Source organism: Agromyces aurantiacus (genome assembly GCF_016907355.1).
In the GTDB taxonomy this organism is placed as follows: Bacteria; Actinomycetota; Actinomycetes; order Actinomycetales; family Microbacteriaceae; genus Agromyces; species Agromyces aurantiacus.
In genome coordinates this window covers 3,029,929-3,051,169 of the sequence record NZ_JAFBBW010000001.1, presented here as the reverse complement: position 1 = coordinate 3,051,169, position 21,241 = coordinate 3,029,929, and the positions used below count along the sequence as shown (strand labels likewise).

Annotated in this window: 21 protein-coding genes; 12 read left to right on the top strand and 9 right to left on the bottom strand. The window is 71.7% G+C overall.

Annotated elements, in window-relative coordinates; translation table 11 throughout:
- Positions 1–139 precede the first annotated feature (139 nt).
- Positions 140–706, top strand: coding sequence for a LemA family protein (locus JOD46_RS14385; RefSeq protein ID WP_204395195.1), 567 nt, complete (start codon positions 140–142; stop codon positions 704–706).
- Positions 707–709: 3 nt separating this feature from the next.
- Positions 710–1,582 carry a M48 family metalloprotease gene (locus JOD46_RS14380; RefSeq protein ID WP_204395194.1) on the top strand — a complete coding sequence of 291 codons (873 nt, stop codon included), beginning with the start codon at positions 710–712 and terminating at the stop codon, positions 1,580–1,582.
- Between the two features lie 19 nt (positions 1,583–1,601).
- Here JOD46_RS14380 and JOD46_RS14375 read toward each other — a convergent pair whose 3' ends face one another.
- Positions 1,602–2,810, bottom strand: coding sequence for a winged helix-turn-helix domain-containing protein (locus tag JOD46_RS14375; protein WP_204395193.1), 1,209 nt, complete (start codon positions 2,808–2,810; stop codon positions 1,602–1,604).
- Positions 2,811–2,881: 71 nt separating this feature from the next.
- Here JOD46_RS14375 and JOD46_RS14370 point away from each other — a divergent pair, with 71 nt between their 5' ends.
- Positions 2,882–4,102, top strand: a complete 1,221-nt coding sequence (locus JOD46_RS14370) for an AI-2E family transporter (protein WP_307835054.1) — start codon at positions 2,882–2,884, stop codon at positions 4,100–4,102.
- A gap of 1 nt (position 4,103) precedes the next feature.
- Complete coding sequence (ilvA, locus tag JOD46_RS14365; protein WP_204395192.1) at positions 4,104–5,399, top strand: threonine ammonia-lyase; 1,296 nt, start codon at positions 4,104–4,106, stop codon at positions 5,397–5,399.
- Positions 5,400–5,450: 51 nt separating this feature from the next.
- Here ilvA and greA read toward each other — a convergent pair whose 3' ends face one another.
- Together greA and JOD46_RS14355 are read right to left on the bottom strand one after the other, a co-directional pair.
- Complete coding sequence (gene greA, locus JOD46_RS14360; protein WP_204395191.1) at positions 5,451–5,945, bottom strand: transcription elongation factor GreA; 495 nt, start codon at positions 5,943–5,945, stop codon at positions 5,451–5,453.
- Positions 5,946–6,005: 60 nt separating this feature from the next.
- Positions 6,006–6,482: a DUF4307 domain-containing protein gene (locus JOD46_RS14355; RefSeq protein WP_204395190.1), complete on the bottom strand. Its 477-nt coding sequence runs from the start codon at positions 6,480–6,482 to the stop codon at positions 6,006–6,008.
- A 72-nt stretch (positions 6,483–6,554) separates the two neighbouring features.
- Between JOD46_RS14355 and JOD46_RS14350 the strand changes: the two genes are divergently transcribed.
- On the top strand, positions 6,555–6,821 hold the full coding sequence (locus tag JOD46_RS14350; RefSeq protein ID WP_239562789.1) for a hypothetical protein: 267 nt from the start codon (positions 6,555–6,557) through the stop codon (positions 6,819–6,821).
- Positions 6,822–6,846: 25 nt separating this feature from the next.
- Here JOD46_RS14350 and trhA read toward each other — a convergent pair whose 3' ends face one another.
- The gene (gene trhA / locus JOD46_RS14345) at positions 6,847–7,644 is read right to left on the bottom strand and encodes a PAQR family membrane homeostasis protein TrhA (protein WP_204395189.1); all 798 of its coding nucleotides are present in this window, start codon (positions 7,642–7,644) and stop codon (positions 6,847–6,849) included.
- 72 nt (positions 7,645–7,716) lie between these two features.
- Here trhA and JOD46_RS14340 point away from each other — a divergent pair, with 72 nt between their 5' ends.
- The 3 genes from JOD46_RS14340 to phoH2 all read left to right on the top strand — a co-directional run bounded on the left by JOD46_RS14340 (position 7,717) and on the right by phoH2 (position 11,257).
- A complete protein-coding gene (locus JOD46_RS14340; RefSeq protein ID WP_204395188.1) occupies positions 7,717–8,499 on the top strand; it encodes an isoprenyl transferase in 783 nt (260 codons plus the stop codon).
- Between the two features lie 53 nt (positions 8,500–8,552).
- Positions 8,553–9,671: an aminotransferase class V-fold PLP-dependent enzyme gene (locus JOD46_RS14335; protein WP_307835053.1), complete on the top strand. Its 1,119-nt coding sequence runs from the start codon at positions 8,553–8,555 to the stop codon at positions 9,669–9,671.
- A gap of 275 nt (positions 9,672–9,946) precedes the next feature.
- Positions 9,947–11,257 carry an RNA 5'-3' helicase PhoH2 gene (gene phoH2 / locus JOD46_RS14330; protein ID WP_307835107.1) on the top strand — a complete coding sequence of 437 codons (1,311 nt, stop codon included), beginning with the start codon at positions 9,947–9,949 and terminating at the stop codon, positions 11,255–11,257.
- Positions 11,258–11,309: 52 nt separating this feature from the next.
- Here phoH2 and JOD46_RS14325 read toward each other — a convergent pair whose 3' ends face one another.
- The 5 genes from JOD46_RS14325 to xseA are packed head-to-tail and all read right to left on the bottom strand — an operon-like array spanning position 11,310 to position 15,573.
- Positions 11,310–12,725, bottom strand: coding sequence for a class II fumarate hydratase (locus tag JOD46_RS14325; protein WP_204395187.1), 1,416 nt, complete (start codon positions 12,723–12,725; stop codon positions 11,310–11,312).
- Between the two features lie 56 nt (positions 12,726–12,781).
- Entirely contained in the window at positions 12,782–13,435 is a 654-nt protein-coding gene (locus JOD46_RS14320; protein ID WP_204395186.1) for a carbonic anhydrase, read from the bottom strand.
- A gap of 11 nt (positions 13,436–13,446) precedes the next feature.
- Positions 13,447–14,088: a DUF4245 family protein gene (locus JOD46_RS14315; RefSeq protein WP_204395185.1), complete on the bottom strand. Its 642-nt coding sequence runs from the start codon at positions 14,086–14,088 to the stop codon at positions 13,447–13,449.
- A complete protein-coding gene (locus JOD46_RS14310; RefSeq protein WP_372432670.1) occupies positions 14,088–14,348 on the bottom strand; it encodes an exodeoxyribonuclease VII small subunit in 261 nt (86 codons plus the stop codon). The genes JOD46_RS14315 and JOD46_RS14310 overlap by 1 nt, the downstream gene beginning before the upstream one ends.
- 1 nt (position 14,349) lies before the next feature.
- Positions 14,350–15,573, bottom strand: a complete 1,224-nt coding sequence (xseA, locus tag JOD46_RS14305) for an exodeoxyribonuclease VII large subunit (protein ID WP_239562787.1) — start codon at positions 15,571–15,573, stop codon at positions 14,350–14,352.
- Between the two features lie 85 nt (positions 15,574–15,658).
- Here xseA and JOD46_RS14300 point away from each other — a divergent pair, with 85 nt between their 5' ends.
- The 4 genes from JOD46_RS14300 to JOD46_RS14285 all read left to right on the top strand — a co-directional run bounded on the left by JOD46_RS14300 (position 15,659) and on the right by JOD46_RS14285 (position 21,229).
- The gene (locus JOD46_RS14300) at positions 15,659–16,705 is read left to right on the top strand and encodes a 4-hydroxy-3-methylbut-2-enyl diphosphate reductase (protein WP_204396699.1); all 1,047 of its coding nucleotides are present in this window, start codon (positions 15,659–15,661) and stop codon (positions 16,703–16,705) included.
- Positions 16,706–16,836: 131 nt separating this feature from the next.
- Complete coding sequence (locus tag JOD46_RS14295) at positions 16,837–17,457, top strand: TetR/AcrR family transcriptional regulator (RefSeq protein ID WP_204395182.1); 621 nt, start codon at positions 16,837–16,839, stop codon at positions 17,455–17,457.
- The gene (locus JOD46_RS14290; protein WP_204395181.1) at positions 17,448–19,181 is read left to right on the top strand and encodes an ABC transporter ATP-binding protein; all 1,734 of its coding nucleotides are present in this window, start codon (positions 17,448–17,450) and stop codon (positions 19,179–19,181) included. Before JOD46_RS14295 ends, JOD46_RS14290 begins: the two co-directional genes overlap by 10 nt.
- Complete coding sequence (locus tag JOD46_RS14285; RefSeq protein ID WP_204395180.1) at positions 19,178–21,229, top strand: ABC transporter ATP-binding protein; 2,052 nt, start codon at positions 19,178–19,180, stop codon at positions 21,227–21,229. Before JOD46_RS14290 ends, JOD46_RS14285 begins: the two co-directional genes overlap by 4 nt.
- The last annotated feature ends 12 nt before the right edge of the window (positions 21,230–21,241 follow it).

Here is a 21,241-nt window from a genome sequence, read left to right as displayed (position 1 = left end):
CCTCCCACTCCCGAGCCCGAGCCTACGCCGGGTGCGCGTGGAGCGGTGGCTCGGAGTCCCATGTGAACTCGGACCGGACCCCCAGATGCTCGATAGGATCGGAGCACCCGATCGAACGCGAATACCAGGAGTCCGCGCCATGGAATGGCTGATCCCGCTCATCATCGTCGTCGTGCTCGTCCTGGTGATCGGCATCTACCTCTGGGCGACCTACAACTCCCTCGTCACGCTGAACGTGCGCGTCGACGAGGCCTGGAGCGACATCACGGTGCAGCTCAAGCGCCGTGCCGACCTCATCCCGAACCTCATCGAGGCGGTCAAGGGCTACGCGGCGCACGAGAAGGCGGTCTTCGAGAACGTCACGAAGGCGCGCGCCGAGACGCTGCAGGCGCACGGCCCGGCCGAGGCCGGCGTCGCCGAGAACCACATGCAGCAGGCTCTGAAGTCGATCTTCGCGGTCGCCGAGGCCTACCCTCAGCTCCAGGCCAGCCAGAACTTCCTGCAGCTGCAGGGCGAGCTCGTCGACACCGAAGACAAGATCCAGGCCTCGCGGCGCTTCTACAACGGCGGCGTGCGCGAGCTGAACACCAAGATCAAGGTGTTCCCGAACACGCTGTTCGTGCGGGGCCTCGGGTTCCACGAGCGCGAGTTCTTCGAGGTCACGGAGGCCGCGGCGATCGCCGAGCCGCCGCGCGTGCAGTTCTAGCCGATGTACCGTGCGATCGCCCGGAACAAGCGCAACACCGTCTTCACGATCCTCCTCTTCCTCGCGATCGTCGGCGGGCTCGGCTACCTCGCGTCGGTGATCTACGGCGACCTCACGATCGTCGTCATCACCCTCGTCATCGCCACGGGCTACGCGCTGCTGCAGTACTACACGGCCGACCGGCAGGCGCTGTCGATGTCGGGCGCCGTCGAGATCCGGAGCGTCTCGGAGCATCCGCGGCTGTGGCGCACCGTCGAGAACCTCTCGATCACGACCGGGACGCCGATGCCACGGGTGTTCGTGATCTCCGACCCCGCGCCCAACGCGTTCGCGACCGGGCGCGACCCGCAGCACGCGGTCGTCGCGGCGACCACGGGGCTGCTCGAGATCATGGACGACTCCGAGCTCGAGGGCGTCATGGCACACGAGCTCGGCCATGTGCGCAACTACGACATCCGGCTCTCGATGATCGTGTTCGGGCTCGTCGTGGCGATCGGCTTCATCGCCGACATGTTCCTGCGCATGGCCTTCTTCGGGCGCAACAACAACGGCAACCCGATCGTCATGGTCTTCGGACTCGTCGCGATGCTCGTCGCGCCGCTCGTCGCGAGCATGGTGCAGCTCGCCGTGTCGCGCCAGCGCGAGTACCTGGCGGATGCCACGGGCGCCATGACCACCCGCCACCCCGACGCGCTCGCGAGCGCCCTGCTGAAGCTCGAGGCGTACGGCCGGCCGATGCAGCGCCAGAACACCTCGATGGCCCACCTCTGGATCGCCGACCCGCTGAAGCCCGGGGTCATCGACCGGCTCTTCGCCACGCACCCGCCGATCCGCGAGCGCGTGCAGCGCCTCCACGAGATGGGCGGGAGCTTCTAGCTCGCGCGCCGCCGCGCGCTCAGGCGGCGGTGAGCTCGGCGCGGAGTGCGGGGGAGAGGTCGCCCCGGCCGACCACCTCGATGTCGTCGAGCCCCTGCCATGCGGCGGCCCGGGCCAGCACAGGCAGCAGCCGCGCCGCCGTCTCGTCGGGCGCGCCGTGCTCCATCCACGCCGACTGGACGCGGAGCACCTTGGCCTTGCGGTCGCTCTTGAGGTCGACGCGGCCGACCACGGCATCGTCGACGAGTACCGGCAACGAGTAGTAGCCGAACTTGCGGTCGGCCTCGGGCGTGTAGATCTCGATGCGGTAGTGGAAGTCGAACAGTCGCTCGGTGCGCGGTCGGAACCACACCACCGGGTCGAACGGCGACAGCACCGCCGCGGCCTCGATACGCCGGGGTCGCCGGGCGTCGCGGTGCAGCCAGGCCGGCGTGGCGCGTGACCCGGTGACCCAGCCGGGCACCTCGACCGGGAGCAGCTCGCCCGCCGCCTCGAGCTCGCGGATCGCGGCGCGCACGGGCGGCCGCTTCATGCGCCAGTAGTCGGCGAGATCGGACTCGGTGGCGATGCCGAGGGCGACGGACGCGCGCCGCACGAGTTCGCGCACCGCCTCGGCCTCGGGCACGGGCGATTCGAGCAACTCGGGCGCGAGCGCCTGCTCGGGCAGTGCGTAGACCCGCTCGAACCGGACCCGCTCCACGCACACCACCTCGCCGACGAGGAACATCCACTCGAGCGTGCGCTTGACGTCGGACCAGCCCCACCACGACCCGCTGCGCTCGTTGGCATCATGCTCGATCTCGCTCGCGCGCATCGGACCGTTCGCGGCGAGTTCGGCACGCAGCCAGTCGCCGAGCGAGCGGTTCTCGTGGAGCCAGCCGCCCCACTGGCTGCCCTTGCGCCGGAACTCGTCGCGGCGGAACTCGAACAGCGGCCAGAGCTCGCGCGGGATGAACGCGGCCTGGTGCGCCCACGACTCGACCATGCGCCCGCGGCGCCCCCACGACAGCCGGTCGAGCGCCGCCCGATCGTACGGGCCGAGCCGGCTGAAGGCGGGGAGGTAGTGGCTGCGCTCGAAGACGTTGACCGAATCGATCTGGAGCAGGCCGAGCCGGTCGACCATGCCGGCGAGCTGCCGGGTGCCGGGCGATTCCGGCGCCGGACGGCCGAAGCCCTGGGCGGCGAGCGCGATGCGGCGAGCGAGGGCGGGGCTGACGCTGTCGACCATGATGCTCCGACCCTAACGGGGGGTGCCGACATCGGACGGAAGGGGGCGAGTGCCGCGCCTAGACTGAGACGGTGACCGAGGGGAACGGGGCCTCGCGCGTGCGGCGGCAGCGCGCACGCCGTGCCGCCCGCGCGCCGGAGACGACCGCTGCCGAGCCGATCCGGGATGCCGCGACCTCCGTGCCCTACGGCATGCGGGTCGCGGCCGCATGGTCGTGGCGCCTGCTGCTCATCGGCGGCGTGCTCGCCGTCGCGATCTTCCTCATCATCCAGCTGCGACTGGTGATCATCCCGATCCTCGTCGCCGTGCTCGTGTCGGCGCTGCTCGTGCCGTTCTCGCAGTTCCTCCAGCGCCACCGCTGGCCCAAGTGGCTCGCGGTCACCGCGGCCATGCTCGCGACGCTCGTCGTGGTCGGCGGGCTGCTCACGCTGGGCATCTCGCAGATCGTGCGCGGGTCGGGCGACCTCGCCGACCAGACCGTCATCGCGTGGGAGGACTTCCGCGCATGGCTCCTCGAGGGCCCGCTGCACATCACGCCCGACCAGTTCGACCAGATGGTGCAGCAGGTGGTCACCTCGGTGCAGCAGGACAGCGGCGTGCTCGTGACCGGCGCGCTCTCGGTCAGCTCGTCGGTCGGGCACTTCGTCGCCGGCCTGCTCATGGCGCTGTTCGCGACGCTGTTCATCCTCATCGACGGCCGGCACATCTGGAACTGGGTCGTCGGCATCTTCCCGCGCCGGGCGCGGGCCGCGATCGACGGCGCCGGGCGCGCGGGCTGGGCCACGCTCGAGAGCTTCGTCAAGGTGCAGATCTTCGTCGCCGCGATCGACGCGGTCGGCATCGGCCTCGGCGCGCTCCTGCTCGGCGTGCCCCTCGCGATCCCGATCGCCGTGCTCGTCTTCCTCGGCTCCTTCATCCCGATCGTCGGTGCGGTGGTCACCGGCGCGCTCGCCGTGTTCGTCGCGCTCGTCTACAACGGCTGGGGCATCGCCCTGGCCATGCTCGGCGTCGTGCTGCTCGTGCAGCAGGTCGAGGGGCACGTCCTCCAGCCGCTCATCATGGGCACGGCGGTGCAGGTCCATCCGCTCGGCGTCGTCGTCGCGGTCGCGACCGGGTCGCTGCTCGCGGGCATCCCGGGCGCGCTCTTCGCGGTCCCGGTCGCGGCCGTGCTGAACGTGATGATCCTCTACATCTCCGGCGGCACGTGGAAGCAGTCCGCGCCACCCTCGCCCGAAGAGACCCACTCCCCGCTCTGGCGCACGGTCCCTCAGCGCCCCGGATACGGACGGTGACATGAACCACGCCCTCGACGCCCGGCCGGCCGAGCCGGCTGCCCGCTCCGCCGCCGCGCCCGGCCCCGCCTGGCCCGGCCCCGACCTCGCCGCGTTCGAGCAGGCGCAGCGCACGGTCTCGGCCATCGCGCGACGCACCCCGATGGAGACCTCGCGCTTCCTCGGCGCCCTCGCCGGCGTCCCCGTGCACCTGAAGTGCGAGAACCTGCAGCGCACCGGCTCCTACAAGCTCCGGGGCGCCTACAACCGGATGTCGCAGCTCTCGCCCGACGAGCGAGCGCGCGGCGTCGTGGCCGCCTCGGCGGGCAACCACGCGCAGGGCGTCGCGTTCGCCGCACGCGAGCTCGGCATCCGGGCGACCATCTTCATGCCCGTCGGGGTCGCGCTGCCCAAGCTCGAGGCCACTCGTGCGTACGGCGCCGACGTGGTGCTGCGGGGCGACTCGATCGGCGAGACCCTCGAGGCGGCCGCCCGCTTCGCCGCCGAGACCGGGGCGACCATCATCCCGCCGTTCGACCACGCCGACGTGGTCGCCGGCCAGGGCACGCTCGGCCTCGAGATCCTCGAGCAGGCGCCGGACGCCACGACCATCGTCGTGCCGATCGGCGGCGGCGGGCTCGCCGCCGGCATCGCGAGCGCCGCGAAGCTCAAGGCCGCCGAGCAGGGCCGCACCATCCGCGTGATCGGCGTGCAGGCCGAGAACGCGTCGCCCTACGTGCCGTCGCTCGCCGCGGGCGAGCCGGTCCCCGTGCCCGTCGTGCCGACGATCGCCGACGGCATCGCCGTCTACCGCCCCGGCGAGCTGAACTTCGAGATCATCCGCGAGACGCTCGACGACGTCGTGACGGTGACGGAGGACGACATCGCCCGCGCCCTGCTCGTGCTGCTGGAGCGCGCGAAGCTCGTGGTCGAGCCCGCCGGCGCGGTCGGCGTCGCGGCGCTGATGACCGGCAAGGTGCACTCCGACGGGCCGATCGTGGTGCTCCTCTCCGGTGGCAACATCGACCCGCTGCTCATGCAGCGCGTCATCGCGCACGGGCTCGCGGCATCCGACCGCTATCTCACGCTGCGGATCGGCCTGCCCGACCGGCCCGGCCAGCTGGCCCGCATCGCCGAGCTGCTCGCCGAGGCGAACGCGAACGTCGTCGAGGTGCTGCACACGCGCCACGGCGCGGGCATGCAGATCTCCGAGGTCGCCCTGCAGCTCTCGGTCGAGACTCGCGGTCCGGAGCACCGCGACGAGGTCGTCCAGGTGCTGCGGCGTGCGGGCTACGAACCCGAGATCATCGAGGAATGACGAACGGCCCCTCCGAGGAGGGGCCGTTCGCGATGGTGCCGGGTCAGCAGGTCACTGACCGGTCCAGGTGTCGACGCCGGTGACCTCGACCGCGATCTCGCGGCCGTTCGGCGCGGTGTAGCTGGTCTTCTCGCCGACCTTCAGGCCGAGGATGGCCGCGCCGAGCGGGGACTGCTCGCTGAAGACGTCGAGCTCGGAGTCGCCGGCGATCTCCCGGCTGCCGATGAGGAAGCGCTCCTCGTCGCCCGCGACGATCGCGGTGATGACCGTGCCCGACTCGACGACGCCGCTCGAGGCGGGCGCCTCGCCGACCTCGGCGGTGCGCAGCAGCTCGGTGAGCTGGCGGATGCGGGCCTCCTGCTTGCCCTGCTCGTCCTTCGCGGCGTGGTAGCCGCCGTTCTCCTTGAGGTCGCCCTCCTCACGAGCGGCCTCGATGCGCTTCGCGATCTCCTCGCGGCCCGTGGTGGAGAGGTGCTCGAGCTCAGCGGCGAGCCGGTCGTAGGCCTCCTGGGTCAACCAGGTGGTCGCGGTGGCGTCCTGCGCCATGGTGCACACTCCCGTGGATAGACATGACGCCCCAGCAGGTGCTGGAGCGAATCTCCTATGTTAGACCAGCCAGCAGTGGTCGACCAAACCCGTGTTGGCCTCCTGGGCGATGCGCACGCGCTCCGTGAGCGTGCGCAACGGGCGCTCGGAGGCGGGGATCTCGACGACCTTCCAGCCGACGACCGTGAAGTCCTCGTTCAGGGCCTTGACGATGCACGCGGTCTCGTTGCCCGCCGGCACGGAGAGCCGCCACGTCACCTCGACGGCGCGGTCGTCGAGGAGCCGGTGTCCGAGGTCGGTGGCCTGCACCTGCGGTTTCGACCCGTCGAGTCCGGCCCACACCACCCAGGCGACGAGCACGACCGCGAACGCCGCGGCCGCACCCGCGAGCAGCAGTCGCTCCCTGCGGCGACGGCTCGGCGTGCGGCCGTATCGGCCGGCCAGGTCGGTCGCCTCGGGCCGGGGGGACGTCGTCGCCGGAACGCCGTCGAGCGCGGCATCCTCGGCCGCTGCGTCGGCGGATTCGCGTGGGGGCACCGCCCGGCTCCTTCCCGGTTCCATCGTCTAGGCTTGGCATCCAGCCTAACCCCGCCCCCTGAAGGGAACCCGATGCCCGTCGCGCCCGCCGTCGCGTTGCTCGTCGCTGCCGCGGCCGAGGAGGAATTCGACCCGAACACCGTCACGCCCGGCGTCGAGGGGTTCGTCATCACCTTCATCGTGATGGCCGTCGTGGTGCTGCTGGTGCTCGACATGGTCCGCCGCATCCGGCGCGTGAACTACCGTGCCGAGGCGAACGAGCGCCTCGATGCCGAGGAGCGCGAGGCCGACGGGCCGGCGGATGCCGCGGCATCCGGCTCGCCCGCGAAGCCCGAGTAGCCGCCCGGCGCCGGGCGGCCGGCGCTCAGGCCGCGTGGTACGCGGGCTCGAGCGCGATCAGCAGCGTCGCCGTCCAGTGGCACATGAACGCCAGCACCGTGCAGACGTGGAAGATCTCGTGGAAGCCGAAGCGTCCCGGCCACGGGTTCGGCTTCTTGATGCCGTACACGACCGCGCCGATCGTGTAGAGCACGCCGCCGACGATGACGAGCACCATCATCGCGACGCTCGCCGCGAGCAGGTCGCCGAGGTACATCACGGCGGCCCAGCCGAGCAGCAGGTAGAGCGGCACGTAGAGCCAGCGCGGCGCCGTGATCCAGAACACGCGGAAGCCGATGCCGAGCAGGGCGCCGCCCCAGACGATGGCGAGCAGCAGGAAGCCCTTCTCGGGCGGCAGGGCGAGCAGCGCGAGCGGCGTGTAGGTGCCCGCGATGAGCAGGAAGATGTTCGCGTGGTCGATGCGCTTGAGGATCACCTTCGTGCGCGGCTTCCAGTCGAAGCGGTGGTACAGCGCCGAGTTGCCGAAGAGCAGCATCGACGTGAGCGTGAACACCGCCGACGCCCACTTCGCCCACGGGCCCTCGGCGAGGGCGATGAGCACGATGCCCGCGGCGATCGTGACCGGGAACGTGCCCGCGTGGATCCACCCGCGCCAGGTCGGCTTGAGCTCGGCCGGGTGCTCGGGCGACGCGTCGATGAGCGGGAGGTTGGGCAGCTCGGGGCCGCGTCGGTCGTCGACCGCGACGGCCGCATCGGCATCGTCGAGCTCGGACACCGGTCGGCGGAGGTGGTCGGCGACATCCTCGGGCTCGTGCGCAGTCATGGGGCAAGCGTAGGGCTGCGCGCATCACGGCTTGCTGTGAGCCGGGGCCCCGCGGAGGGGTAGCGTAGTCGCGTGCAGACGAGCGATCATCACTCGGGTCGCGGCTTCCTCTACCGGCTCTACCAGAACCGGCTCCGGCGCGAACTCGATCAGGCCGAACTCCCGCACCACGTCGCCATGATCATCGACGGCAACCGTCGCTGGGCCAGGCAGCTGGGCTACGAGTCGGCTCACGGGCACCGCGCGGGCGCGGCCAAGATGCGCGAGTTCCTCGAGTGGTGCGACGACCTCGGCATCAGGGTGGTCACGCTCTACCTGCTCTCGAGCGACAACCTCGTGAACCGCACGCCCGAGGAGCTCTCCGACCTCATCGAGATCATCGCCGACCTCGCCGAGGAGCTCAGCCACTACCGCGACTGGCGCGTCCAGCACGTCGGCTCCGACACGGGGCTGCCCGAGCCGCTCGTCGCGGCCCTCGACGCCGCCGAGCAGCGCACGGCCGGTAAGACCGGACTCCACGTCAACCTCGCGGTCGGCTACGGCGGACGCAAGGAGATCACCGACGCGATGCGCTCGATCGTCGCCGCGCACCACGCCGAGGGGCGCAGCCTCGAGGACCTCGCGGAGCGGCTGACGCCCGAGCTGATCGGCGAGCACCTCTACACGGGCGGGCAGCCCGACCCCGATCTCGTGATCCGCACCTCGGGCGAGCAGCGGCTCAGCGACTTCATGCTGTGGCAGGCCGCGCACAGCGAGTTCTACTTCGTCGAGGCCCTCGGGCCCGACCTGCGCGAGGTCGACTTCCTCCGGGCTGTGCGCGACTACACGATGCGGCATCGGCGCTTCGGCGGCTGATCACCCCGGCTCCGCTTTCTGCCATGATGTGGCTCGGAGAAGGGGGCACATCCGTGACCATCGAAGAGTACGTGGCCGGGTTCGGCGAGGAACCCGGCTACCTCGATTACGCCCGGGTCGGGCCGCTCGCGCGGGTCGCCGCCGAGGAGACCCTCGCGTTCACGCAGGTGCTCGAGCGGGCGCGGCACGGCAGCATGGAGGCGTTCCGCGAGCAGGATGCGCGGCTGCGCGCCGCGGCATCCGCCCTCACCCGCACGCCCGCCGAGCGGATCGTGTCGATCCCCAACACCTCGACCGGGCTCATGCACGCGATGTTCGGCCTGACCGGGACGGTGCTGCTCTCGCCGGGCGAGTTCCCGAGCGTGCCGATCGCGGCCGTGCGCGCGAGCGAGGCGCTGCACTCGGTGCAGCCCGCGTGGCTCGAGACCGACCACGGCAAGGTGACGCCCGGGCAGATCCGCGAGCAGCTCGAGTCGAACGTCGCGGCGGTCGCGGTCAGCCTCGTCGACAGCCGCACCGGGTACCTGTGCGACCTCGAGGGCATCCGCCAGGTCATCGGCGACCGGCTGCTAGTGGTCGACGCGATCCAGGGCTTCGGGGTCGTCGACGCGCCGTGGGAGCTGGCCGACGTCGTCGTCACGGGCGGGCAGAAGTGGTGTCGCGCGGGGTGGGGCACCGGGTTCATGGCCCTCTCCGAGCGCGCCGTCGAGCGTCTCACTCCCGTGTGGTCCAGCTACACGGGCACCGACGAGGACGAGGTGTGGGACGAGGTGCCGCCGCCCGCCGCGGGCGCCCGCGCGTACCGCGTGTCGAACCCCGACCCGATCGCGCAGGCCCGGTTCGCCGCCGCGATGGAGGAGATCGCCGCGGTCGGCGTGACCGAGGTGAACGCGCGCGTCGCCGAGAACGTCAGCCGCGTGATCGAGCTGGCCGACGAGTTCGCGATCGGCATCGCCTCCTCGCGCGACGAGAGCGAGCGCGCGGGCATCGTGGTGCTCGAACCCGAGCCCGACCAGGTCACGGTGCTCTCGGCGTCGCTCCACAACCACGGCGTGACCGCGACGACCCGGCTCGGCACCGTGAGGCTCAGCGTGCACGCGGTGCTGACCGAGGACACCGTCGAGATGCTGCGCGGCGCGTTCGTCTCGTTCAACACGGCCGCCACCTACTGACCGGGCCTGCCCGGAGTGCCGTTCGTCCACCGTGTGTGAACAGCGGATGTCGCGCCGCGTGTCGTGCGGCCCGGCGTCGGCGGTCGGACGTACCGTCGAGGCATCGGGCAAGTCGCCCGGTCGAGCCGGCTCGTGAACCGCTCGTGGAGGGATCGCCCGCCGGCGCGTGAGCCGAGCGAGAGCTCGGGGCAGGAGCGGTCGTGACCTCTGTCGAACCCATCAAGCCCCACGGTCCGGTCGAGTCGGAGGAGCGCCGCACGCGGCCGTCCGACGCGATCCCGCGGGGTGCCGCGCAGGCCGAACGCACCTACGTGCTCGACACGTCGGTGCTGCTGTCCGACCCGCGCTCCCTGTTCCGATTCGCCGAGCACCCGGTCGTCCTGCCGGTCGTCGTCATCACCGAGCTCGAGGCCAAGCGCAACGACCCCGAGATCGGCTACTTCGCGCGGGCCGCGCTGCGGCTCCTCGACGACCTGCGGCGCGAGCACCAGCGCCTGGACTTCCCGATCCCGGTCGGCGAGGGCGGGTCGCTGCGCGTCGAGCTCAACCACTCGAGCCTCTCGGTGCTGCCGAGCGGGCTGCAGCTCGCCGACAACGACTCGCGGATCCTCGCCTGCGCGCTCAACCTGGCGAACGACGGGCTCGACGTGACCGTCGTCTCGAAGGACCTGCCGCTGCGCATCAAGGCCGCGGCGGTCGGGCTCGACGCACAGGAGTACCGCGCCGAGCTCGCCGTCGACTCGGGATGGACCGGCATGGCCGAACTCGCGCTCGGCTCGAATGACATGGCCAAGCTCTACGAGCACGAGACGCTCACGACGAGCGAGCTCGACGGGATGCCGGTGAACACCGGCCTCGTCATCCACTCCGAGCGCGGCTCGGCCCTCGGGCGCGTGGTGGGCGAGCGCGAGGTGCGGCTCGTGCGCGGCGACCGCGAGGTGTTCGGCGTGCACGGCCGGTCGGCCGAGCAGCGGCTCGCGATCGACCTGCTGCTCGACCCCGAGATCGGCATCCTCTCGCTCGGCGGGCGCGCCGGCACCGGCAAGTCGGCGCTCGCGCTGTGCGCCGGCCTCGAGGCCGTGCTCGAACGCCAGCAGCACAAGAAGATCATGGTGTTCCGCCCGCTCTACGCGGTCGGCGGCCAGGAGCTCGGCTTCCTGCCCGGCGACCAGGGCGAGAAGATGAACCCCTGGGCGCAGGCGGTCTTCGACACGCTCGGCGCGCTCGTGTCCGACAACGTGCTCGAGGAGGTCGTCGACCGCGGCATCCTCGAGGTGCTGCCGCTCACGCACATCCGCGGCCGTTCGCTGCACGACGCGTTCGTGATCGTCGACGAGGCGCAGTCGCTCGAGCGCAACGTGCTGCTCACCGTGCTCAGCCGCGTGGGGCAGAACTCGCGCGTCGTGCTCACGCACGACGTGGCCCAGCGCGACAACCTCCGCGTGGGCCGGCACGACGGCGTCGCGAGCGTGATCGAGACGCTGAAGGGGCATCCGCTCTTCGCCCACGTCACGCTCACCCGGTCCGAGCGCTCGGCGATCGCGGCGCTCGTCTCCGAGATGCTCGACGGCGGCGAGCTCGCCTGAGCACGCGAACGGGGCCCGGGCGATGCCCGGGCCCCGGTCGCGTGCGGACGCGTTACTTCGCCTGCGGCGGGCGCGTCATCGAGAGCAGGTGCAGCGCCTCGTCGAGCTGGGCCTCGGTCAGCTCGCCGCGCTCGACGTGCCCGAGGTCGATCACGGCCTCGCGCACCGTGATGCCCTTGGCGACCGAGTGCTTCGCGATCTTCGCCGCGGCCTCGTAGCCGATGATCTTGTTCAGCGGCGTGACGATCGAGGGCGACATGCCCGCGAGCGCCGACGTGCGCTCCACGTTGGCCTGCAAGCCGTCGATGGTCTTGTCGGCGAGCACGCGCACCGAGTTCGACAGCAGCCGGATCGACTCGAGCAGGGCGGTGCCCATGACGGGGATCTGCACGTTGAGCTCGAACGAGCCCGACGCACCGGCCCACGCGATGGTCGCGTCGTTGCCGACGACGCGCGAGGCGACCATGAGGACCGCCTCGGGCACGACCGGGTTGACCTTGCCGGGCATGATCGACGAGCCGGGCTGCAGGTCGGGGATGGAGAGCTCGCCGAGGCCGGTGTTCGGGCCCGAGCCCATCCAGCGGAGGTCGTTGCAGATCTTGGTGAGGCTCACCGCGATGGTGCGCAGCGCGCCCGACGCCTCGACGAGGCCGTCGCGGTTGGCCTGCGCCTCGAAGTGGTCGGCCGCCTCGGTGATCGGCAGCTCGGTCTCCTGCTGGAGCAGCTCGATGACCAGCTGCGGGAAGCCCGCGGGCGTGTTGATGCCCGTGCCGACGGCGGTGCCGCCGAGCGGGACCTCGGCCACGCGCGGGAGCGCCGACTGCACGCGCTCGATGCCGAGGCGCACCTGGCGGGCGTAGCCGCCGAACTCCTGGCCGAGCGTGACGGGCGTGGCATCCATGAGGTGCGTGCGGCCGGCCTTGACCACGTCGGCCCACGCCTCGGCCTTGGCCTCGAGGGCCACCGCGAGGTGGTCGAGCGAGGGGATGAGCTCGTCGATCAGCGCGGCGGTGACCGCGATGTGCACCGAGGTGGGGAAGACGTCGTTCGAGGACTGCGACGCGTTGACGTGGTCGTTCGGGTGCACCGGCGAGCCGAGCTTCTCGGTCGCGATGGTCGCGAGCACCTCGTTCATGTTCATGTTCGACGACGTGCCGGAGCCGGTCTGGTAGACGTCGACCGGGAAGTGCGCCACCATGTCGACCCGGCCCTCGATGACCTCGTCGGCGGCGTCGGCGATCGCCTGCGCGAGCTGCGCGTCGAGCACGCCGAGGCGCGCGTTGGCGAGGGCCGCGGACTTCTTGATGCGCGCGAGCGCCGCGACCTGCGCGGGCTCGAGGCCGTGCCCCGAGATGGGGAAGTTCTCGACGGCGCGCTGCGTCTGCGCGCGGTAGAGCGCCGACGCGGGGACCCGCACCTCGCCCATCGTGTCGTGTTCGATCCGGTAGTCGGCGGCGTTGTCCACCACGGTGTGTTCCCCTTCGATCTCGCCAGTGCGCGCGGCGAACGGATGCCGCGACGGCCTCAGATGCGACCGACGACCACGTCGGTCTCGGCGCGGCCCTCGAGCAGGCGGTAGTTCGCGCCGACCACAGCCAGCGTACCCGCTGCGATCGCCTCGCTGATCACCTCGGAGCGCTCGAGGAGCTCGGCAACCGTGTCGCGCAGGTGCTCGCGCCCCACGAACGCGGCGTCGACCGAGTCGGGGTCGATGGGACCCTCCGCGGTGCCGGCGACGCGGCGCACCGCGGGCACGATGCGGTCGACGAGCGACTGGATGTGCGCCGGGAGCGGCGCCGGGTCGGCGGCCTGCGAGTCGATCGCCGCCCGCACGGCGCCGCACTGGTCGTGGCCGAGGACGAGGATGAGCGGGACGCCGAGCACGCCGACCGCGTACTCGAGCGAGCCGACGACCGAGTCGGAGATCACCTGGCCGGCGTTGCGCACGACGAACGCGTCGCCGAGGCCCACGTCGAAGATGATCTCGGCCGCGAGGCGCGAGTCGGCGCAGCCGAACACGGCCACGAGCGGGCGCTGGTGGTCGGCGAGCTCGGTGCGGCGATCGACATCCTGCCTGGGGTGCTGGGGGACTCCCGCGACGAATCGCGCGTTGCCCGCGCGGAGTTCGCGCCAAGTCTCGGCGGGGGTGGTGGGTCGTGCGGGGGCGGGCTGGCTCACGGCCGCTCCTCTCAGCGCTGCGCGTCGATGGCGGGGACGATGGCCCTCGCCAGGGTGTCGAACTCCTCGGGGTCGGCGGTGCCGAGCAGTACGAAGGTGCTCTCGCCCGCCTCGGCGACGAGGCCGTAGCGCGCGTTGCCGACGTCGGCGTCGGACTCGCGGTTGTCGTAGACCGTCCACTCGACGCCGTCGATCGTGACGACGCCGGTGGCGATGGTGTTCGCGAGCAGGGCGGCGGTCCACGTGGGATTGGCGCTGAGGCCCTGGTACATGCCGGCGTACTCGTCGCTCGGGGTGAGGTAGCCCGCGTACCATGCCGTGACGCCGTCGGCCTCGCGGGTGCGCAGCGACGCGTCGTTCGAGCGCCACCCCTCGGGCAGTTCGGGCACGGCGAGCTGCTGCTCGATGCCGACCTGCGCCTGCGCGGCGACCGCGGCGACGTCGATGTCGCGCTCGATGGGGGCGTCGCTGCGGGGCACGAGGAGCACGATCACGGCGACGACCGCGAGGGTCGCCACGAGCGAGCCGACGAGGTTCTTCACCGTCTGGCGCTGGCGCCGCTTGACCGCGTCGTCGGCCTTGCGTGCGGCGGTCTCCTCGGGCGTCTCCGGACGGCCGAGCTCGGCGACCACGCGGGGTTCGCGGCGCGCCATCAGCCCTCGCCGCCCTCGGCGCGGGCGTCGGATGCCGCGGCGCCGCCCTTCACGCGCGCCGCGTCGAGGCGCGCCTTGGCGCCGAGCAGCCACTCCTCGCAGCGCTGCGCGAGCGCCTCGCCGCGTTCCCACAGGGCGAGCGACTGCTCGAGCGTCGCGGAACCCTGCTCGAGCTCGGCGACGACGCGCACGAGCTCGTCTCGGGCCTGCTCGTAGCTGAGCTCGGCGACGCTCGGGGGTGTGGTGGGCATGGAGGGCATTCTATTCGGCGTCGCCGACAGGCCCCCGGGATGTCGCTGCGAGACGTCCCTCGGCCAGCGTGATCCGCAGCGGCGTGCCCTCGGGCGCCTGGTCGGGTCGGGTCAGCACGCCGTCCTCCTCGCGCTGCACGATGGCGTAGCCGCGCTCGAGCGTCGCGAGCGGCGAGAGCGCCCGCAGCTGCGACCGCAGCTCGGCGGTGCGCGTCGCTGCGCGTTCGATCGCGCGTTCGGCGAGCTCGGCGCCGCGCGCGACCCAGCGGGTGACGTCCTCGGCGCGCCGGTCGACGATCCACGACGCGTCGGCGAGGGCCGGCCGGCTGCGCAGGTGCCCGATGCGGTCGATCTCGTGGTTGACGAGCGTGGTGACGCGCATACGGACGCGGGCGCGCGCCTGCTCGACGCGGACGAGCTCCTCGGAGACGTCGGGCACGACGCGCTTCGCGGCATCCGTCGGCGTCGACGCGCGCAGGTCGGCGACCTCGTCGAGCAGCGGCCGGTCGGCCTCGTGCCCGATCGCGCTCACGATGGGCGTGGAGGCCGCGGCGGCGGCCCGCACGACGCGCTCGTCGCTGAAGCCCAGGAGGTTCTGGAAGTCGCCGCCGCCGCGCGCGACGATGATGACCTCGACGGCGGGGTCGGCGTCCAGCCGTCGGATGGCGGCGACCACCTCGGGCGCGCACCGGTCGCCCTGGACGGCGGCGTACGCCATCCGGAACTCCACCGCCGGCCAGCGGAGCCGGGCGTTGCGGACCACGTCCTGCTCGGCGTCGCTGTCCTTGCCCGTGACGAGGCCGATGACCGCCGGGAGGAAGGGCAGCGGCGTCTTGCGCGACGCGTCGAACAGCCCCTCGGCGGCGAGCTGCGCACGCAGGCGCTCGATGCGCTCGAGCAGGTCGCCGAGCCCGACGTGGCGCACGTCGAACACCTGCATCGTGAGCGAGCCGCCCTTGACCCACCAGTTGGGCTTGACGAGCGCGACGACGTGGTCGCCGGCCTTGAACTGCTCCGTGAGCTTCGCGCGCGTCGACGACCAGATCGTGAACGACACCGTGGCATCCGCCTCGAGGTCCTTCAGCTTGCCGTAGACGTTGCCGGCCGACACGCCCCACTGCGTGACCTCGCCCTCGATCCACACCGTGCCGAGCCGGTCGAGGTACTCCTTGAGCTTGCCCGAGAGCATCGAGACCGACCACGGGGTGTCGCGGGTCGTGGGGCCCTGAGCCATGCGCCTCCCAGCCGCTCGCCATCTGCGCCCGCGTAGGATGGCACCCGTGACGAGCTTGACGGATGCCCCGCGGATCGACCTCGGCATGCCTCGGATCCCGAGCGTGCGCGGCCGGCTCAAGGATATCCCCGTCCAAGGACGCAAGCGGGTGCTGCTCGCGGCGCCCCGGGGGTACTGCGCGGGCGTCGACCGCGCCGTGATCGCGGTCGAGAAGGCGCTCGAGCACTACGGCGCGCCCGTGTACGTGCGCAAGCAGATCGTGCACAACATCCACGTGGTCACCGAGCTCGAGAAGCAGGGGGCGATCTTCGTCGAGGAGGTCGACGAGGTGCCCGAGGGGGCGCACGTCGTCTTCAGCGCGCACGGCGTCTCGCCCGCGGTGGTCAACGAGGCCGCCGAGCGCGGCCTGCACGCGATCGACGCCACGTGCCCGCTCGTGACCAAGGTGCACCGCGAGGCGGTCCGATTCGCGCGCGACGACTTCGAGATCCTGCTCATCGGCCACGAGGGCCACGAGGAGGTCGAGGGCACGGCCGGCGAGGCGCCCGACCACGTCACGCTCGTGAACAGCCCCGACGACGTGCCGAACATCGAGGTGCGCGACCCCGACAAGGTCGTGTGGCTCTCGCAGACCACGCTCTCGGTCGACGAGACGATGGAAACCGTGCGGCGCCTGCGCGAGCGGTTCCCGAACCTGCAGGACCCGCCGTCCGACGACATCTGCTACGCCACGCAGAACCGCCAGGTCGCGATCAAGAAGGTCGCGCGCGAGTCCGACGTGGTGATCGTGGTGGGCTCCGCGAACTCCTCCAACAGCGTTCGGCTCGTCGAGGTCGCGCTCGAGTACGGCGCGAAGCGCGCCTACCGGGTCGACTACTCGACCGAGATCCGCCAGGAGTGGCTCGAGGGCGCCGAGACCGTCGGCGTGACGAGCGGGGCGTCGGTGCCCGAGGGCCTTGTCAAGGAAGTGCTCCTCGAACTCGAGGACGCGGGCTTCGGCGACGTCCAGGAGGTCAAGACGGCCGAGGAGGACCTGATGTTCTCGCTGCCCAAGGAGCTTCGCAAGGACCTCGCGGGCAACCGCGACGCGCGCGCCCTGGGCGGTCGCAGCCGGTCGGCCGCGCAGGCCTGATCGCCCGCCGCCGTCGAGCGCGGCGGGCGCGCCCGGGCGCGGCTCGTCGCTGACCCGCGCGTCGCGCGTGTTCGCCGAGGGCGAGCGGCGAATCATGGAGTGAGCGCTCACTCCGGGTCTACGATCGGCGCATGTCCGCTGTCACCGAGCGCCCGGGCCGTGCGCGCCCGATGCCTGTCGAGGAACGCCGTCGCGTCATCGCGCGCGCCACCGTGCCGCTCATCGTCGCCCACGGCCGGGAGGTCACGACGCGCCAGATCGCCGAGGCCTCGGGCGTCGCGGAGGGCACGCTGTTCCGCGTCTTCGCCGACAAGGAGGCGATCATCGACGCAGCCGTCGAGGAGTTCCTCGATCCCGAGCCGTTCCGGGACGAGCTCCGGCGCATCGACCCGTCGCTGTCGCTCGAGCTCAAGCTGCGCCTCATCCTCGACCGGTTCCACGACCGCTTCGCCGGCATCTTCGGCGTGTTCGCCTCCCTCGGCGGGCGCCCGCGCCCGCCCGCGCACCCCGAGCCCGAGCTCATCGTCGGCATCTTCACCGACCTGCTCGCACCCGAGCTCGAGCGCCTGCGCGTGCCGCCCGAGCGCGTGTTCGCATTCGTGCGCCTGGTCGCGTTCGCCTCGGCCGTCCCGCACTTCTCCGACACGACCGGGCTCGACACCGCCGAGCTCGCCGACCTGATCGCCCGCGGGATCGCCGCCGATCGACCCGCGCCGTCTGCCCCCGCGAAGGAGGCCGCACCATGCTCATGAGCCTGCTCCGGCGCTACCTCCGGCCGTATTGGCCCCTGCTCGTCGCGGTCGTCGTGTTCCAGCTCGCGCAGTCGATCGCGTCGCTGTACCTGCCGACCCTGAACGCCGAGATCATCGACCAGGGCGTCGTCACGGGAGACACCGGATTCATCCTCTCGACGGGCGCGCTCATGCTCGGCATCACCCTCGTGCAGATCGCCTGCGCGATCACGGCCGTCTACTTCGGCGCGAAGGCCGCGATGGCGTTCGGGCGCGACGTGCGCGCCGGCGTCTTCCGCCGCGTCGGCGAGTTCTCCGAGCAGGAGGTCACGCGCTTCGGCGCGCCGAGCCTCATCACGCGCACGACCAACGACGTGCAGCAGGTGCAGATGCTCGTCCTGATGTCGTGCACGATCCTCGTCTCGGCGCCGATCCTCGCGATCGGCGGCGTGATCATGGCGCTCCGGCAGGACCTCGAGCTGTCGTGGATCATGGTCGTCGCGGTGCCCGTGCTGCTCATCGCGGTCGGCCTGATCATCAGCCGGATGGTGCCGCTCTTCCAGTCGATGCAGAAGCGCATCGACGGCGTGAACCGGGTGCTGCGCGAACAGCTCACGGGCATCCGCGTCATCCGCGCGTTCGTGCGCGAGGGCGTCGAGAGCGAGCGGTTCGCCGAGGCCAACGCGTCGCTCACCGACACGGCGCTGCGCGCGGGGCGGCTCTTCGCGCTCGTGTTCCCGGTCGTGATGCTCGTGCTCAACGTCTCGAGCGTGGCCGTGCTGTGGTTCGGGGCGTTCCGGATCGAGGACGGCTCGATGCAGATCGGGTCGCTCACGGCGTTCCTGACCTACCTCATCCAGATCCTGATGGCGGTCATGATGTCGACCATGATCGCGGTGCTGCTGCCGCGCGCGGCGGTCTCGGCCGGGCGCATCGACGAGGTCCTCGCGACCCGCCCGAGCGTGACCGATCCCGAGCGGCCCGTCTCTGCGGTCACGGCGCCCGGTACGGTCGAGTTCCGCCACGTCGACTTCGCGTATCCCGGCGCCGAGGACCCGGTGCTCCACGACGTGAGCTTCGTCGCGAACCCCGGCGAGGTCACGGCCATCATCGGCGCGACCGGTGCGGGCAAGACCACGATCGTCAACCTCGTCGCGCGGCTGTTCGACGCCACTGGCGGCGCCGTGCTCGTCGGCGGCGTCGATGTGCGCGAGCTCGACCCCGACGTGCTGAACGCCCAGCTCGCGCTCGTGCCGCAGAAGCCGTACCTGTTCGCGGGCACCGTCGCGTCGACGCTGCGCTACGGCGACCCGGATGCCACGGACGCCGAGCTGTGGGACACACTCGCCATCGCGCAGGCCCGCGACTTCGTCGCCGCGATGCCCGAGCAGCTCGATGCGCCGATCGCCCAGGGCGGCACGAACGTGTCGGGCGGCCAGCGCCAGCGCCTCTCGATCGCGCGAGCCCTTGTGAAACGCCCGCCGATCTACCTGTTCGACGACTCGTTCTCGGCCCTCGACACCGCCACCGACGCGCGCCTGCGGGCGGCGCTCGCGCGCTCGGTGTCGGACGCGACCGTGATCGTCGTCGCGCAGCGCGTCGCCACCATCGTCGGGGCCGACAAGATCCTCGTCGTGGAGGACGGCCGCATCACGGCGCAGGGCACGCACGACGACCTGCTCGCGAGCTCGGCCGCCTACGCCGAGATCGTCGAGAGCCAGCTCAGCGTGGAGGAGGCGGCATGAGCGCGCCCGAGTCCCGCCCGGCCGCGCCGGCGCGCCTGCCCATGCCGCCCCGCCGCGGCCCGATGGGCGGCGGCCCGTTCGCCGGCGCCGGCATGCCCGTCGAGAAGTCGATGAACTTCGGTCCCTCGGCTCGGCGGCTGCTCGGCCGGCTGCGTCCCGAGCGCGCCGCCGTCGTGTTCGTGGTGCTCCTCGGCGTGCTCAGCGTCACGTTCTCGGTGCTCGGACCGAAGATCCTCGGCCAGGCCACGAACATCATCTTCGAGGGCTTCGTCTCGGCGCAGATGCCGCCCGGCGCGACCCAGCAGCAGGTCGTCGACCAGCTGCGCGCCGCCGGCCAGGTGCAGCAGGCCGACATGGTCGCCTCGATGCACCTCACGCCCGGCGCCGGCATCGACTTCACGGCGCTCGCGACGGTGCTCGCGTGGGTGCTCGCGTTGTACGTGCTCGCGTCGCTGTTCGGCTGGGCGCAGGGGTACGTGCTGAACGGCGTCACGCAGCGCACCGTGTACCGGCTCCGCGAGGAGGTCGAGGCGAAGATCCATCGGCTCCCGCTGGCCTACTTCGACCGGATGCAGCGGGGCGAGCTGCTCTCGCGCGTGACGAACGACATCGACAACATCTCGCAGTCGCTCCAGCAGACCATGAGCCAGTTGCTGACCTCGCTGCTCACCGTCGTGGGCGTGCTCGTGATGATGTTCTCGATCTCGCCGCTGCTGGCGCTCATCGCGCTCGTCACGATCCCGCTCACGCTGCTCATCACGACCCTCATCGCCAAGCGCTCGCAGAAGCTGTTCATCGCGCAGTGGACCCACACGGGCACGCTGAACGCGCAGATCGAAGAGGCGTACACGGGCCACGCCCTCGTGCGCGTGTTCGGGCGCCGCCACGAGGTCGAGCGCACCTTCGAGGACAAGAACGGCGAGCTGTTCGAGGCGAGCTTCGGCGCCCAGTTCGTCAGCGGCATCATCATGCCCGCCATGATGTTCGTCGGGAACCTCGTCTACGTCGCGATCGCCGTGGTGGGCGGGCTCATGGTCGCGGGCGGCTCGATCAGCCTCGGCGACGTTCAGGCCTTCATCCAGTACTCGCGCCAGTTCACGCAGCCGCTCAGCCAGCTCGGCTCGATGGCGAACCTGCTGCAGTCGGGCGTCGCGAGCGCCGAGCGCGTGTTCGAGCTGCTCGACGCCGACGAGCAGGTGCCCGACCCGGTCGAGTCGGAGGCGCCGCCGCGCGAGGCGGCGGCCGCGACATCCGGCCGGCTCGCCTTCGAGGACGTCTCGTTCCGCTACGAGCCCGAGAAGCCCCTCATCGACCACCTCTCGCTGACCGCCGAACCCGGCCAGTCGATCGCGATCGTCGGCCCGACCGGGGCCGGCAAGACGACGCTCGTGAACCTCATCATGCGCTTCTACGAGCTCGACGGCGGGCGGATCACGCTCGACGGCGTCGACCTCACCCGGATGTCGCGGCACGAGCTGCGCTCGCGCATGGGCATGGTGCTCCAGGACACCTGGCTGTTCACGGGCACCATCCGCGAGAACATCGCGTACGGGCGCCCCGGCGCGACCGAGGAGGAGATCCTCGAGGCCGCGCGGGCGACCTACGTCGACCGGTTCGTGCGCACGCTGCCCGACGGCTACGACACGGTGCTCGACGACGAGGCGTCGAACCTCTCCGCCGGCGAGAAGCAGCTCGTGACGATCGCACGCGCGTTCCTCGCGCAGCCCGACGTGCTCATCCTCGACGAGGCGACGAGCTCGGTCGACACGCGGACCGAGCTGCTGCTGCAGCACGCGATGAACGCGCTGCGTCGCGACCGCACGAGCTTCGTGATCGCGCACCGGCTCTCGACGATCCGCGACGCCGACCTGATCCTCGTGATGGAGTCGGGCCGCATCGTCGAGCAGGGCACGCACGCCGAGCTGCTCGCCGCGGGCGGCGCGTACACGCGGCTCTACGAGGCGCAGTTCGCGGCCCCGATCGACGCCGACGCCGTGCCCGCGGTGGCGGGCCCGGTCGCGGCGGCCGCGCCCGGGACGGCGACCTGAGCGGGGCGCGCG